We start from the raw sequence: 14,453 nt of genomic DNA, 5'->3' as shown, positions 1-14,453 counted from the left end.
GGACCCGTTCTTCGGAGGCAGGTTCCTGCAACCCCGGCTACAGCTTGCTGCGTCGTCACGGAGGGAATCGTCGTGGCCAGCGGCTTTACCGTTGCATTACGCTTTGGGCGATGTACCGGCGGTTACGCACCACCGCGCTCGCGACTGACCACGCGGGCCGACCGCCGGCCAATCGCACACGGGGGAACCATGAGCAAGTCAGGCATGGGCATGGGTCTGTTGGGGCTCAGCACGCCAGAAGAGGGTATCTACCGGCACTTTCTGCGCAATCCCGGCACTGCTGCCGAGGACATCCATCTGAGGATCCACGCACCGAAGGACACCGTCCGCACCTCCCTGGACCGGCTGTACGGGCTCGGCCTGCTGCGCCGCGCCGACGACGGGGCCGTCACCCCGGCCGACCCGGAGGTAGCCGTGGACCGCCTCACCGACCTGCGGCTCCGCGAGCTCCACCACGAGCTGCAACAGGTCACCCAGGCCCGCCACCTGGTCGCGGAGCTGCGCGTGGAGCAGGGGCTGCGCACCCCCGCCCCCAAGGGCGTGGAGCGCATGGAGGACCTGTCCCAGATCCGCAACCGCATCGACGACCTGGCCTTCTTCGCCCGCGAGGAGATCCTGTCCGTCGAGCCCTACACCGCGCTCACCCAGGAGAACATCGACCACGCCCGGCCGCTCGACACACGCTGTCTGCGCCGCGGCGTACGGATCCGCAACGTCGTGCTCAAGGAGGCGCTCGACCACCCGCCGACCGTCGCCTACCTGCGCGAACTCACCACACAGGGCGCCCGGATCCGCGTCGCCTGCGACATCTCCGAGCGGATCCTCGTCTACGACCGGCACACCGCGCTGGTGCCCGCCGACCCCGACGACACCTCGCGCGGCGCCCTGATCGCCCAGGAGACGGGCCTGGTCGCCAACATCCTGGCGCTGTTCGAGAAGATCTGGGACCAGGCCACCGACCTCGCCGCGCTGATCGAGGAACCGGCCGAAGGAGCCGCCGGGCTCTCCGCCGTGGAACAGCGGGTCCTGGAGTCGATGTGCCGCGTCGGCAAGGACGAGATCGGCGCCCGTGACCTGGGCATCTCCGTCCGCACCTACCGCCGCCACGTCGCGGACCTGCTGCGCGTCCTCGACGCCTCCAGCCGTGCGCACGCCGCGCTGCTCGCGCGGGAGCGCGGCTGGATCTAGCGGCGGCCCGGTTCTGGTGGCGGCCCGGTTCTAGCGGACCGCCCGCCACCCCCGCAGCCCGCCGGCGTCGAGCACCCCGGCCAGCCACTGCGCCACGGCGCCGGGGCCGGCGCCGGCGGCTGGCTGCACCCTCAGCAGGATCCCGTCCTCCCGAAGCCGCCAGTTGCAGTCCCAGCCCGCGGGCAGCGCTCCCACGAGCCTGATCACGGCCGTCTCCGGGGGCGCGGCGGTGGGCGCCGCGCGCGCCACCACCGCTTCCGTGAACTCCGTCCTCGCCACGCCATTCCTCCGATTCGCTTCTCATTGCGTACACGGCGAAGCCCCGGCCTGCCGCATTGCAGACCGGGGCTCCGAAGCCGACTTCCTTGTCACTGCCACCCGTTGACACGATGACAGACCGGCAGACGGTCGACGACCTTGGCCGGTATCCCGCACAGGCCCTGCAGGCCCTGCAGGCCCTGCAAAACGTGCAGACCCTGCAGACCGTGGACCGCCCGCACCTCCGCCGGAGCGGACGCGGCGGCCGCCGTGCCCGGCAGCGCGAAGACCATCAGGGACACCCCGGGAACGAGGACTGCAGCGGCCTTCTTGGCGAGATTTCCGGTCTTCACGTTTCCCCCAACGTCGTTGTTCCGTGGGGAAGACTCTGCCAGCGGAGGCGGAGCGTCCGGTGGGGAAAAGCTGTCAGGTTGCTGCAGGGGACACACAGCTTTATGCCAGTGCCGCGGCATACGGCGGCATGCGAAAGGGCCGGGTGAGCGGCGTGCTCACCCGGCCCTTTCGTACTGCGTTCCCAGCTGGTTTCCCCGCTGCGTGCGCCCCTACTGGTCGCGCCTCGGGCGCCACACCACCAGCGCGCTCGTCTGCTGGACGTCCTGGTACGGGACCAGGTCGCGGCGGTACGAGGCGTGGACCGCGGCCTCCGCCTGCTGCCGGGCCACGGCGGCGCCCTCGACGACGCCCTGCAGCTCGGCGACGCGCGCCTTGAGCGCGGCCACCTGGTTCTCCAGCTCGATGATGCGCTTGATGCCGGCGAGGTTGATGCCCTCGTCCTGGCTCAGCTGCTGCACCTGCCGCAGCTGTTCGATGTCCCGCGCGGAGTAGCGCCGGCCGCGCCCTGCGGCGCGATCGGGTGAGACCAGGCCGAGCCGGTCGTACTGCCGGAGGGTCTGCGGGTGCAGGCCCGACAGTTGCGCGGCGACCGAGATGACGTAGACCGGCGACTCGTCGGTCAGCTCGTACGGATTGCGCCGTCGGCCGGTCCCATCCATGGGGTCACGCTCCCTTCGCGGCCTGGAAGAGCTCTGCCCGCGGGTCCTGATCCGCAGTGGCCTCGCGGTAGGTCTGCAGGGCTTCCCGGGCCTTGTCGCCGAGATCCTTGGGCACGGTCACCTCCACTGTGACCAGCAGGTCGCCGCGGGTGCCGTCCTTGCGGACCGCGCCCTTGCCGCGGGCGCGCATGGTGCGGCCGTTGGGCGTGCCGGGCGGCAGCTTGAGGGTGACCGGGGGGCCGCCGAGGGTGGGCACCTTGATCTCGCCGCCGAGGACCGCCTCCGGGAAGGTGACGGGCACGGTGACGGTGAGGTTGTCGTCCTTGCGGCCGAAGACGGGGTGGGCGCCGACGTGCACGACGACGTAGAGGTCGCCGTTGGGACCGCCGCGCTCGCCCGGGGCGCCCTTGCCGCGCAGCCGGATCCGCTGGCCGTCGGAGACTCCGGCGGGGATGCGGACCTGCATGGTGCGGGAGGACTTGGCGCGACCGCTGCCGTGGCAGACGTCGCAGGGGTTCTCCGGGATGAGGCCGCGGCCCTTGCAGTCGGGGCACGGGTCGGTCATGGAGAAGCCGCCGCCGGAGCCGTGCGACACCTGGCCGGTGCCGACGCAGGTCGGGCAGACGCGAGGCGTACCGTTTTTGTCGCCGGTGCCGGAGCAGGCCTTGCAGGCGGCCGAAGAGGACATGCGCAGGGGCACGGTGGCCCCGTCGACCGCCTCGGTGAAGTTCAGGGACACCTCGGACTCGATGTCCTGGCCGCGGCGCGGCTGGGTGCGCGTGCCGCCGCGGTTGAACAGGCCGCCGAAGACGTCGCCGAGGCCGCCGCCGAAGCCGCCGGTGCCGCCGCCTCCGCCCTGGGCGCCGCCGAAGAGGTCGCCCAGGTCGAAGTTGAAGGAGCCGCCGCCCGCGCCGCCCGGCCCCGGGCGGAAGCCGCCGTTGGCGAAGAGGGCGCGGGCGTCGTCGTACTCCTTGCGCCGCTTGGGGTCGGCCAGGACGTCGTTCGCCTCGGAGATCTCCTTGAAGCGCTCCTCGGCCTTGGCGTCGCCCTTGTTGGCGTCCGGGTGGTACTCGCGGGCGAGCTTCCGGTACGCCTTCTTGATCTCGGCCTCGGTGGCGTCCTTGGGCACACCGAGGACCTTGTAGTAGTCCTTCTCCAGGAAGTCCTTCGTGCTCATCCTCGGTGTCCCTCCTTCCGTTCCCTGCGGTGATTCATCGGGTCAGCGTCAGCCCTTGTCCGGGCCACCGCTCTCCTCGTCGGAGCCGGAACCGGCTTCCTCGCCCTCGCCCTTGGCGCCCTGGGCGCCCGGCTGGGGCTCGGCGACGGCGACCCGCGCGGGGCGGATCGTGCGCTCGCCGATGCGATACCCCGGCTGCAGGATCTGCACGCACGTGGTCTCGGTCACGTCGGGCGCGTAGCTGTGCATCAGCGCCTCGTGCACCAGCGGGTCGAAGGGCTCGCCCTCCTTGCCGAACTGCTGCAGCCCCATCTTGGCGACGATCGTCTCCAGGGACTCGGCGACGGACTTGAAGCCGCCGACGAGCTCGCCGTGGTCACGGGCGCGGCCGATGTCGTCGAGCGTGGGCAGGAGCTCGGACAGGAGGTTCGCGACGGCGATCTCCTTGACCGTGACCCGGTCCCGCTCGACCCGGCGGCGGTAGTTCTGGTACTCCGCCTGGAGGCGCTGGAGGTCCGCGGTGCGCTCGTTGAGCGCGGCCTGGGCCTGGTCCAGCTGGGCCTTCAGGCCCACCTCCACCAGCTCCTCGCCGGAGGGGGCAGAGCCCGGGCCCGCCTTGTCGGCGGACCCGGCGCCCTGCGCCGCTTCTTCGGATTCGGCGGCGTCGGAGGGGCCTTCAGGCTTCTTCTCGTTGTCAAAGCCCGGGGTCTCCTCCGTCACGCCGCACCGCCCTTCGGCTTGTCCTCGTCCACGATCTCGGCGTCGACGACGTCGTCCTCGGCCTTGGCGTGGCCGGCACCGGCGCCCGCGCCCTCGGCGCCGGCGGCACCCTGGGCGGCCTGGGCGTCGGCGTACATGGCCTGGCCCAGCTTCTGGGAGACGGCGGCGACCTTCTCCGTGGCGGTGCGGATCTCGGCCGTGTCCTCGCCCTTGAGCTTCTCCTTCAGCTCGGTGAGCGCGGTCTCGACCTCGGTCTTCACGTCCGCCGGGACCTTGTCCTCGTTGTCCTTGAGGAACTTCTCGGTCTGGTAGACGAGCTGCTCGCCCTGGTTGCGGGACTCGGCGGCCTCACGGCGCGCGTGGTCCTCCTCGGCGTACTTCTCGGCCTCTTCGCGCATCCGGTTGACCTCGTCCTTCGGCAGCGAGGAGCCACCGGTGACGGTCATCTTCTGCTCCTTGCCCGTGCCGAGGTCCTTCGCGGTCACGTGCATGATGCCGTTGGCGTCGATGTCGAAGGCGACCTCGATCTGCGGGACCCCGCGCGGGGCCGGCGGCAGACCGGTCAGCTCGAACATGCCGAGCTTCTTGTTGTACGCCGCGATCTCGCGCTCGCCCTGGTAGACCTGGATCTGCACGGACGGCTGGTTGTCCTCGGCCGTCGTGAAGATCTCGGACCGCTTGGTCGGGATCGTGGTGTTGCGCTCGATGAGCTTGGTCATGATGCCGCCCTTGGTCTCGATGCCGAGGGACAGCGGGGTGACGTCGAGGAGCAGGACGTCCTTGACCTCACCCTTGAGGACACCGGCCTGCAGGGCGGCGCCGATGGCGACGACCTCGTCCGGGTTGACGCCCTTGTTGGCCTCGTTGCCGCCGGTCAGCTCCTTGACGAGCTCGGCGACGGCGGGCATGCGGGTGGAGCCGCCGACGAGGACCACGTGGTCGATCTCGGAGAGGGCAATGCCCGCGTCCTTGATGACGTTGTGGAACGGGGTCTTGCAGCGCTCCAGCAGGTCCGCGGTGAGCTGCTGGAACTGGGCGCGCGTGAGCTTCTCGTCCAGGTGCAGCGGGCCCTCGGCGGAGGCCGTGATGTAGGGCAGGTTGATCGTCGTCTCGGTGGACGAGGACAGCTCGATCTTGGCCTTCTCGGCGGCCTCGCGGAGGCGCTGGAGGGCCATCTTGTCCTTGGACAGGTCCACGCCGTGACCGTTGGCGAACTGCTTGACCAGGTAGTCGACGACGCGCTGGTCCCAGTCGTCACCACCGAGGTGGTTGTCGCCGTTGGTGGCCTTGACCTCGACGACGCCGTCGCCGATCTCGAGCAGCGAGACGTCGAAGGTGCCGCCACCGAGGTCGAAGACGAGAATGGTCTGGTCGTCCTTGTCGAGACCGTAGGCCAGGGCGGCCGCGGTGGGCTCGTTGACGATGCGCAGGACGTTCAGACCCGCGATCTCACCGGCCTCCTTGGTGGCCTGGCGCTCGGAGTCGTTGAAGTACGCCGGGACGGTGATGACCGCGTCCGTGACCTTCTCGCCCAGGTACGCCTCGGCGTCACGCTTCAGCTTCTGCAGGATGAAGGCGCTCATCTGCTGCGGGTTGAAGTCCTTGCCGTCCAGGTTGATCTTCCAGTCAGTGCCCATGTGGCGCTTGACGGAGCGGATCGTCCGGTCGACGTTGGTGACAGCCTGGCGCTTGGCGACCTCGCCGACGAGCACCTCGCCGTTCTTCGCGAAGGCGACGACGGACGGCGTGGTCCTGGCGCCCTCGGCGTTGGTGATGACGGTGGGCTCACCGCCTTCGAGAACACTGACGACGGAGTTCGTCGTACCCAGGTCGATGCCGACCGCACGTGCCATGTCGATTCCTCCAGCTGACTTGAGTGGAACAGGCTCAAGCGTGCAACACGGATCCGTCCCTGTCAACGGAGCTGAGTCGGGGGGACTCAAGTCTTATGCGGGCCTTATGCGCAGAGTGGGTGTGTACACCTGCAACCGGGGGCGCGCGGGGAGCGCGCACAGGGCGCGTCGGGACAGGCCCGCTGCGGTTCACCGAGACCGGTGCGGAAAGGGGGGCGCGTTCACGTTGCGGATGGTTCTAGCCTGCGATTCTCGGGGGAGGGGGACCGCAGATGTGGGACCAGTTCCAGCAGTGGGGCGTGGGAGCAGGGCTCTTCGTCCTCGGCATCGTCGCCGCCGTGGCCAAGAGCTGGCTGGGCGCGAAGCTGAAGGCTTTCGCCGAATTCCTCTACAGCAGGCTGGCGGGCAGCCGGCTGCTCCGCCGGACCGCACTCGCGCGCTACATCCGCGCCGTGCACGACCGGCACGACAAGTTCGCGGTCTCCTTCCAGGCCGACGACGACCTCAAGCTGCCCATGGAGTCCGTCTACGTCCCCCTGCGCTTCGCGGCCCCCAGCGGGGCCACGGCGGGGTCGGCCGGGGTGTCGGGCGGCGGCGGCCGCAGGCCCGGCGAGCCGGCCGCCACGCTGCGGCAGGGCCGGCACTCCGTGGTCCTCGGCGTGCCGGGCGCCGGCAAGACGATGCTCCTGCGGCACGAGATCCTCGTGTGGGCCCGGCAGCGGCTGCGCCCCGCCCGGCGCCCCGGCAAGCAGCCCCGCGTGGACCTGGGCGACATCGGCGGCATCCCGGTCCTGCTGGAACTGCACCGGCTCAACAACAACCTCGACTGGTCGCTCGAGGAGCACATCGTCGACCACTTCAAGCGCCACAACTTCCCCAGCGCGCACAACTGGGTCAAGCGCGCCCTGCGGGAGGGCCACCTCACGCTCTACTTCGACGGGCTCGACGAGGTCACCAGCGCCCACCGTGACGCCGCGGTCGAGAAGATCAGGGAGTTCGCGCAGGTGTACGCGTCCTGCCGGATCGTGGTCACCTGCCGCGTCGCGGTGTACGAGGCGCAGTTCGCCGAGCAGTTCCACCAGACCCTGCGGGTCGAGGACTTCGACGAGCACCTGATACGCCGGTTCCTGGGCGGCTGGCCCTGGCCCGAGGGCACCGCGACCGAGACGGTGGAGCAGCTGATGGCCGCCCTGCGGGACACCCCGCAGCTGATGCCCCTGGCGCGCAACCCGCTGCTGCTGACGATGATCGCCTACCTCTACAGCTACGTGTACGCGGGCACCGACCAGGTCCTGCCGCACACCCGGGCCGACTTCTACAAGCAGGTCGTCGACAACCTGCTGATCGACCAGCGCCGCCGCCCCACCTTCGCCCACCCGCTGAAGAAGGCCGCCCTGCACCACCTGGCGCTGGCCGCCCAGGACACCCCCGCGGCCAACCACGACCGGCTCGCCCTCCCCGAGGAGAGCGTGCTGGAGACCGTGCGGTCCGTCCTGGAGGCCAAGGGCAGGCCGGCCGACCTCGACAAGGACGTCCTCAAGGAGATCGTCGACCGCAGCGGCCTCCTGCTGGCCGTGGACAACGGCGAGCGCTACCAGTTCGCCCACCTCACGCTCCAGGAGTACCTGGCGGCCGGCCTGCTGGCCGGCGACCCCCTGGGCCTGCTGCGCCGCTACGGCAAGGACCCGCACACCTGGCGGGAGACGGTGCGGCTGTGGTGCGGGGTGGAGGAGCGCGACTGCACCGAGGTCATCCGGACCGTCTACGCCCAGGACCCCCTGCTGGCGTTCCAGTGCCTCGCCGACGCGCACATGGTGGACGACACCCTGGCCGGCGAGATCATCGGCCACTTCCGCGACCGGCTCGGCAGCGAGTCCAGCAGCGACCAGGCGGTCATCGCGGCGTTCGGCCTCGTGGCCGCGGACCGCCGCCCGCGCGGCGTCCAGGTCTTCGACTTCCTGCGGCAGACCGCCCACAGCGACGACCGCGCCCGCGCGACCGCGGCCTGCCACGCCCTGGCGGCGACGCACCTCCCCCGGGCGGCGGACGTCCTGGCGGGCGGCATCCCCTGGTACGCCGCGGGGCCCGCCATCACCGCCATGGGCGACATCGCCGTACCCGTGCTGAAGCGCCTGGCGGCACAGGGCGAACCGCAGGCGCTCGAAGCCCTGTGGGCCATCCGCACGCCGCGCGCGGCGCTCGCCCTGAACACCCTGCTGTGGGCGGACACGAGCACCCAGATGACGTCCCTGTGCGCCGCCTACCTCGGCGAGCTGCTGTCAGTTCCCGAGATCGAGGCGGAGCTGCGCACCGCGCCGGTGCCTGCGGCCCCCTTCGACTGCCTGACCTGGGTGTGGCGCCCGTTCTCCCACGGCCCCGGGGACGCCCTCGTCGCCATCGCCGGGCGCATCGCCGCCGTCTTCGTCCGGGACCCGATGCTGCCGCTCCCCCTGCCGGAGCCCATCCCCCCGGACCCGCGCATCGTGGCGGCCCTGAGCCTCGTCCAGTACTCCGCGGACGGCCCCCGCGAGGTCCTGGCGCACGCTCCCCGGGTCGAGAGGGACGTGGTGCGGGAGCTGCAGCAGGTGCTCGGAGCGCGGGGCAGCATCCGGTACGTCTTCACCCAGGACACCGCCTCGGTCTACCGCCGCCAGCTCGCCCACCACCTGGAGACCAACTACCTGCGCCCCGGCACGGCCGACATGAACAGCCGGGATCAGGACGCCCTGCTCGCCACCACCCTGGCCGTGCTCCGCGAGGCGGGCCTGCACCCGCTCCGGATACGGTTCCTGAACGCCCTGCCCCGGAAGCTGCGACTGCGGGCGGCGATCTGCCTGGCCCTGGCCGAGTTCGCCGACCAGCGGAGCTGGGACACCCTGCCGGAGCGCCCCCTGAACACGGCCTACCGCTACGTCCGCAGCTGGCACTACCGGCTGATCGTGCTGCTGTGCATCGCCGCGTCGGGGGTCGCCGTCTGGGGCGCCATGGCGCACACCACGAACTCCTGGGAGTGGGCGAACCTCGTGCCCGAGGCGGCCGTCGTCCAGATCGTCCTCGGCTGGTCGTACCTCCTGCGGAACGGCGTCGTCCGGGAGACGGGCCTGTGGGTCAACCGGGGCCTGCTGAGCCGGCGGACGATCACGCGCGGCGGCGGCCGCCTCTGGAACCTGCGGACCTACGGCCTGCTCGTCTGCGTCCCCGCCTACTTCCTCGACGTGATGGCGGCGCACTGGGGACTCGTCGGCGCGATCGGCCTCGCGCTGGCCACCACCGCGGCCTGCACGGCGCTGCACCTGCGCGCCCGCCGCATCGAGCGGGACGTCCGCCTGCGGACGCATCCGGTCCGCCGCCTGGTGCTGCCGGAGCTCCACTGAGGGTGCCCTGAGCGACACAGATCACCGGCGATGCGGCTATATCGCGCGCGGGAGAGTGAGTAGTCTCGTACGGACTGGATAAGTTACTAGACAGTAATCCCGCTCTCGCAGGTTCGAGGAGCCGTTCCCATGCAACTCGCCGCGATCATCGTGTCGCTGGTCCTAATCGCGGTCGGCGTAGCGCTGTTCGGCCGTGCCATCCTGCAGATCTACCGCTTCATGCGGCTCGGTCAGCCCGTCCCCGCGGGCAGCCGGACCGGCGAGCCCGTGCAGCGCACCGTCACCGTGGCCAAGGAGTTCCTGGGCCACACCCGGATGAACCGCTGGGGCATCGTCGGCGTGGCGCACTGGTTCGTGGCGGTGGGCTTCTTCTCGCTGCTGCTGACGATCGTCAACGCCATCGGCCAGCTCTTCAAGGCCGACTGGATCCTGCCGATCATCGGTGACTGGGCCCCGTACAACGTCTTCGTCGAGTTCCTCGGCACGATGACCGCGCTCGGCATCCTGACCCTCATCGTCATCCGGCAGCTGAACCGGCCGGGCAAGCCGGGCCGCAAGTCCCGCTTCGCCGGCTCCAACACCGGCCAGGCGTACTTCGTCGAGGCCGTCATCCTCATCGTCGGCGTCTGCATCTTCATGCTGCACGCCCTCGAAGGCGCCCAGCACCACGTGGACGGCTACGAGGCCTCGTTCTTCATCTCGTACCCGGTCGTGTCGTGGCTGGAGGGGATGGACCTCTCCACGCTCCAGAACCTCACCTACTTCTTCGCGGGCCTGAAGATCGCGACGTCCTTCATCTGGATGATCACGGTCGCCCTGAAGACCGACATGGGTGTGGCCTGGCACCGCTTCCTGGCCTTCCCGAACATCTGGTTCAAGCGCGAGGAGAGCGGCGACGTCGCCCTCGGCGCGCTGCTGCCGATGGCGAGCGCCGGCAAGCCGATCGACTTCGAGGACCCGGGTGAGGACGACGTCTTCGGCGTCTCCAAGGTCGAGGAGTTCTCCTGGAAGGGCCTCCTCGACTTCTCCACCTGCACCGAGTGCGGCCGCTGCCAGTCGCAGTGCCCCGCCTGGAACACCGGCAAGCCGCTGTCCCCGAAGCTGCTGATCATGGCGCTGCGCGACCACGCCCACGCCAAGGCCCCGTACCTGCTCGCCGGCGGCGGCAAGGACGCCGAGGGCAACGAGAAGGCGACCGAGGAGCAGCTGAAGGACGTCCCGGCGGCGGCCCTGGCCGAGGCCGAGCGCCCCCTGATCGGCACCCTCGAAGAGAACGGCGTCATCGACCCGGACGTCCTGTGGTCCTGCACCACCTGCGGCGCCTGCGTCGAGCAGTGCCCGGTCGACATCGAGCACGTCGACCACATCGTCGACATGCGCCGCTACCAGGTGATGATCGAGAGCTCCTTCCCGTCCGAGGCGGGCACGATGCTCAAGAACCTGGAGAAGAAGGGCAACCCCTGGGGCCTGGCGAAGAAGCAGCGCCTGCAGTGGACCAAGGAGGTCGGCTTCGAGGTCCCGGTCGTCGGCAAGGACATCGAGGACCTCACCGAGGTCGACTACCTCTACTGGGTCGGCTGCGCCGGCGCCCTGGAGGACCGCGCCAAGAAGACCACGAAGGCCTTCGCGGAGCTGCTGCACATGGCGGGCGTGAAGTTCGCCATCATGGGCGGCGACGAGGCCTGCACCGGTGACTCCGCCCGCCGCCTGGGCAACGAGTTCCTCTTCCAGCAGCTCGGCCAGCAGAACGTCGAGATGCTGAACATGGCCTTCGGCGAGAGCGACGGCGAGGACGGCGAGGAGGCCGTCAAGGTCGAGAAGGCGAAGAAGAAGATCGTCGCGACCTGCCCGCACTGCTTCAACACCATCGCCAACGAGTACCCGCAGCTCGGCGGCGAGTACGAGGTCATCCACCACACGCAGCTGCTGCAGCACCTCATCGACGAGGGCAAGCTGGTCCCCGTCACCCCGGTCGAGGGTCTGATCACGTACCACGACCCCTGCTACCTGGGCCGCCACAACAAGGTCTACACGCCGCCGCGCGAGATCATCGCCAAGGTGCCGGGCCTGCGGAACGAGGAGATGCACCGCCACAAGGAGCGCGGCTTCTGCTGCGGCGCCGGCGGCGCGCGCATGTGGATGGAGGAGCGGATCGGCAAGCGCATCAACAACGAGCGCGTCGACGAGGCGCTGTCCCTCAACCCGGACATCGTCTCCACCGCCTGCCCCTTCTGCCTCGTCATGCTGACCGACTCGGTCAACGGCAAGAAGAACGACGGCAAGGCCAAGGAGTCCATCCAGGTCGTGGACGTCGCCCAGCTCCTGCTGGAGTCGGTCAGGACGCCCGCGGCGCCGGAGGAGGACGGCAACGGCGACGAGGGCAACGGCGACGGCGGCGACGGCGAGCCGGCCGGCGCTCCGAAGCCGGACCCGGAGCCGGTGAAGTAGGCCTCTCCGCAAGGACGCACGGCCGGTGCCCGCGACGGTCCGCGGGCACCGGCCGCTGCCTTTTCATGATCCACTTGATGACGGGGAACACCGGGGACCACCGAGGAAAACCGACCGGAAGTGAATCAGGGGGGAGCGCGTGTCATGCAGAACGCGCTGACGCAGGCCGTACGCGCGAGTGCGGCCCTTACCTACGCCGCCGTCGTCGCGGCGTGCATCTGGGCAGCGGGCATCGACTACCAGCCCGCGCCGCACACCGGGGTCCTCATCTGCGTGTGGGCTGCGGCCGCCGCGTGGGTCCAGCGGGCCGCGCTGCTGTGGGTGCGGCGCTGGTACGGGCTGCGCAAGGAGCGCGAAGAGGTCAAGGCCGTCCTGGAGAAGGAGACGGGGCGGCGGGCGGCACGCCGCGTCCAGCAGAGCCGCTTCCGGCCCGTGCCGGACTCCTTCGCCTCCACGGCCCTGTCCAAGGCCCGGCAGCTGGCCGTCTCGGCCCTCGCCCTCACGGCCACCCTGACCGCCCTCAGCCTGCACGGCATGCCCGGCTCCGACAGCCGGCAGACCGCCATCCAGCACGCCGGCGCCGAGGTCGCCGTCGCGACCGTCGTGCAGGCGCGTCTCCTGGAGAAGGAGTACGACGACGACAATCCCGAGCTCGTCCGGGGGTACGTGTACGAGCTGACGGTGACGGTCCCCGGCAGCCCGGCGAAGCTCGCCACCGGCAGGACGACCTACCACGACCCCGTCCGCGAGGGCGGCCTGCTCACGGCCATGTGGGCGCCCGACGACCCCTCGCTCGGCGCGTACCTGGGCAGGGAGGAGAAGCTGCGCCGGATGGCGGCCGGGAAGTGGCAGCCGAACCTTGAGGGCAACATCGTCAACGCGATCGCCCTGATCGTCGGGCTGTGCCTGCTCCCCTGGGTGCTGCTCTTCTCCCTGGGCATCAACGGCGGCTCCCTGCGCAAGCTGCCGTGGTCACCGGTCATGCAGTCGGTGCACGCCGCCGTCGCGGTGCTGGCGGCCTACGGCTGCACGCCGGCGCTGCGCGGAGAGGACCCCTCGGGCACCGCGCAGGCCCTCCTGCAGGCAGGCGGCTGGGTCCTCCTCGGTGGCATGATCTTCTCGCCGGTCTACGCGGTGGTGAAGCGGCGGTGAAGAGCCGCCGAGGCCGCGGAGGCGGCAGGTACGGCGGGGGCTGCGGGGACGGCGGGCAGGGCGGGTACGGCTGGTGCAGCAGGTGCGGCCGTGACGGCGATCGGCTCACCAACCCCCGATATTTCCCTTAGGGGATGTCACAGCTCGGCCGCAATGGCGGGCCCGTTCTCCCGGGCCCGTCTCGGCACTCTCAGGGAGCGGGTACGTTCGAAGCGTGGCTGGATTCAGGATGGGACGCGGACAGGGCTCGAACGACCCCGGCCCCGCGCAGCAAGGACAGCGCCCGGGACAGTACCGGGCCCCGCACGGCGGCCAGGGCGGCTACGCCGGCGGCAGTGGCGCGGGCGGCGGCCAGTGGCAGCAGCAGCCCCCGCCGTACGGCGAGCCGGAGTACTTCGGCGCCGGCGGCGGCCCGCAGGGACACGGCCCCGGGCCGGGCCCGGGCCACCAGCCGTACGGCCAGGGCGGCTACGGCCACGGAGGCCAGGGACAGGACCCGTACTACGGGCAGGGCCACGGCCCCGGCGGCGACGACCCCGGCCACACCCGGCAGTTCAGCATCGGCGAGGGCCCCGACGCCTACGGCGGCGGCCAGGACCCGTACGGCCAGGGCGGCTACGGCGGCCAGGACCCGTACGGCGGCCAGGATCCCTACGCCGGGCAGGACCCGTACAACAACGCCCCCGCGCCGCCCCCGGGCCCGCGCCTGCCGTGGAAGGAGCTGCTGACGGGCATAGTGATGCGCCCGTCCGCCACCTTCTGGCAGATGCGCGACCACGCCGTGTGGATCCCGGCCCTGATCGTCACGTTCGCCTACGGCCTGCTCGCCGTCTTCGGCTTCGACAAGGCCCGCGAGGACGTCCTCAACGCCTCGCTCGCCAACAGCCTGCCGTCGGTCCTGATCACCGGCGTGGTCATGGTGCTCGCCGGCCTGCTGCTGGGCGCGGTCACCCACACGCTGGCCCGGCAGCTCGGCGGCGACGGCATGTGGCAGCCGACGGTCGGCCTGTCGATGCTGATCATGTCGCTCACGGACGCGCCCCGCCTGCTCTTCGCCATGTTCCTCGGCGGCGACAACCTGGTGGTGCAGGTGCTGGGCTGGGCGACGTGGCTGCTGGCGGGCTACCTGTTCACGTCTATGGTCAGCAAGTCGCACGACATCCCGTGGCCGCGGGCGCTGGGCGCGTCGGCGATCCAGCTGATCGCCCTGCTGTCGATCGTGAAGCTGGGCACGCTCTGATCACGTGCACAAAGAGCTGAGGCCCTTGTC

At 70.7% G+C, this 14,453-nt stretch carries 11 protein-coding genes; 5 read left to right on the top strand and 6 right to left on the bottom strand.

Annotated features, from left to right (window positions below; genetic code table 11):
- The first annotated feature begins 189 nt into the window (after nucleotides 1–189).
- Nucleotides 190–1,188 (top strand): helix-turn-helix transcriptional regulator, encoded by a 999-nt coding sequence (locus tag AS857_RS34920; protein ID WP_420824005.1) that lies wholly within the window; start codon nucleotides 190–192, stop codon nucleotides 1,186–1,188.
- A 30-nt stretch (nucleotides 1,189–1,218) separates the two neighbouring features.
- Here AS857_RS34920 and AS857_RS34915 read toward each other — a convergent pair whose 3' ends face one another.
- The 6 genes from AS857_RS34915 to dnaK all read right to left on the bottom strand — a co-directional run bounded on the left by AS857_RS34915 (nucleotide 1,219) and on the right by dnaK (nucleotide 6,209).
- Nucleotides 1,219–1,467 (bottom strand): hypothetical protein, encoded by a 249-nt coding sequence (locus AS857_RS34915; protein ID WP_058047483.1) that lies wholly within the window; start codon nucleotides 1,465–1,467, stop codon nucleotides 1,219–1,221.
- 89 nt (nucleotides 1,468–1,556) lie between these two features.
- Nucleotides 1,557–1,799: a hypothetical protein gene (locus AS857_RS34910; protein WP_058047482.1), complete on the bottom strand. Its 243-nt coding sequence runs from the start codon at nucleotides 1,797–1,799 to the stop codon at nucleotides 1,557–1,559.
- A 210-nt stretch (nucleotides 1,800–2,009) separates the two neighbouring features.
- Entirely contained in the window at nucleotides 2,010–2,459 is a 450-nt protein-coding gene (locus AS857_RS34905) for a heat shock protein transcriptional repressor HspR (protein ID WP_058047481.1), read from the bottom strand.
- A gap of 4 nt (nucleotides 2,460–2,463) precedes the next feature.
- Nucleotides 2,464–3,636 carry a molecular chaperone DnaJ gene (gene dnaJ, locus AS857_RS34900; RefSeq protein WP_058047480.1) on the bottom strand — a complete coding sequence of 391 codons (1,173 nt, stop codon included), beginning with the start codon at nucleotides 3,634–3,636 and terminating at the stop codon, nucleotides 2,464–2,466.
- Nucleotides 3,637–3,684: 48 nt separating this feature from the next.
- The gene (grpE, locus tag AS857_RS34895) at nucleotides 3,685–4,356 is read right to left on the bottom strand and encodes a nucleotide exchange factor GrpE (protein ID WP_058047479.1); all 672 of its coding nucleotides are present in this window, start codon (nucleotides 4,354–4,356) and stop codon (nucleotides 3,685–3,687) included.
- Nucleotides 4,353–6,209 (bottom strand): molecular chaperone DnaK, encoded by a 1,857-nt coding sequence (gene dnaK / locus AS857_RS34890; protein ID WP_058047478.1) that lies wholly within the window; start codon nucleotides 6,207–6,209, stop codon nucleotides 4,353–4,355. Before dnaK ends, grpE begins: the two co-directional genes overlap by 4 nt.
- 272 nt (nucleotides 6,210–6,481) lie before the next feature.
- Between dnaK and AS857_RS34885 the strand changes: the two genes are divergently transcribed.
- From AS857_RS34885 to AS857_RS34870, 4 genes are all read left to right on the top strand, one after another.
- Complete coding sequence (locus AS857_RS34885; protein ID WP_058047477.1) at nucleotides 6,482–9,583, top strand: NACHT domain-containing protein; 3,102 nt, start codon at nucleotides 6,482–6,484, stop codon at nucleotides 9,581–9,583.
- Nucleotides 9,584–9,712: 129 nt separating this feature from the next.
- Nucleotides 9,713–12,031, top strand: coding sequence for a (Fe-S)-binding protein (locus tag AS857_RS34880; RefSeq protein ID WP_058047476.1), 2,319 nt, complete (start codon nucleotides 9,713–9,715; stop codon nucleotides 12,029–12,031).
- 144 nt (nucleotides 12,032–12,175) lie between these two features.
- Complete coding sequence (locus AS857_RS34875; protein ID WP_058047475.1) at nucleotides 12,176–13,183, top strand: hypothetical protein; 1,008 nt, start codon at nucleotides 12,176–12,178, stop codon at nucleotides 13,181–13,183.
- Nucleotides 13,184–13,412: 229 nt separating this feature from the next.
- The gene (locus tag AS857_RS34870; RefSeq protein ID WP_107105763.1) at nucleotides 13,413–14,423 is read left to right on the top strand and encodes a Yip1 family protein; all 1,011 of its coding nucleotides are present in this window, start codon (nucleotides 13,413–13,415) and stop codon (nucleotides 14,421–14,423) included.
- Nucleotides 14,424–14,453: the final 30 nt, after the last annotated feature.

Origin of the sequence: Streptomyces roseifaciens, assembly GCF_001445655.1 — a bacterium.
GTDB lineage: Bacteria > Actinomycetota > Actinomycetes > Streptomycetales > Streptomycetaceae > Streptomyces > Streptomyces aureoversilis.
Note: the sequence above shows the minus strand (reverse complement) of the source record. Positions and strands in the feature narration are given on the sequence as shown.

What these genes read in the sequence shown, in the direction of transcription:
- AS857_RS34920 (WP_420824005.1), top strand. Translation starts at nt 190, where the DNA reads ATGAGCAAGTCAGGCATGGGCATGGGTCTGTTGGGGCTCAGCACGCCA.
- AS857_RS34905 (WP_058047481.1), bottom strand. Translation starts at nt 2,459, where the DNA reads ATGGATGGGACCGGCCGACGGCGCAATCCGTACGAGCTGACCGACGAG.
- dnaJ (WP_058047480.1), bottom strand. Translation starts at nt 3,636, where the DNA reads ATGAGCACGAAGGACTTCCTGGAGAAGGACTACTACAAGGTCCTCGGT.
- dnaK (WP_058047478.1), bottom strand. Translation starts at nt 6,209, where the DNA reads ATGGCACGTGCGGTCGGCATCGACCTGGGTACGACGAACTCCGTCGTC.
- AS857_RS34885 (WP_058047477.1), top strand. Translation starts at nt 6,482, where the DNA reads ATGTGGGACCAGTTCCAGCAGTGGGGCGTGGGAGCAGGGCTCTTCGTC.
- AS857_RS34880 (WP_058047476.1), top strand. Translation starts at nt 9,713, where the DNA reads ATGCAACTCGCCGCGATCATCGTGTCGCTGGTCCTAATCGCGGTCGGC.
- AS857_RS34875 (WP_058047475.1), top strand. Translation starts at nt 12,176, where the DNA reads ATGCAGAACGCGCTGACGCAGGCCGTACGCGCGAGTGCGGCCCTTACC.
- AS857_RS34870 (WP_107105763.1), top strand. Translation starts at nt 13,413, where the DNA reads ATGGGACGCGGACAGGGCTCGAACGACCCCGGCCCCGCGCAGCAAGGA.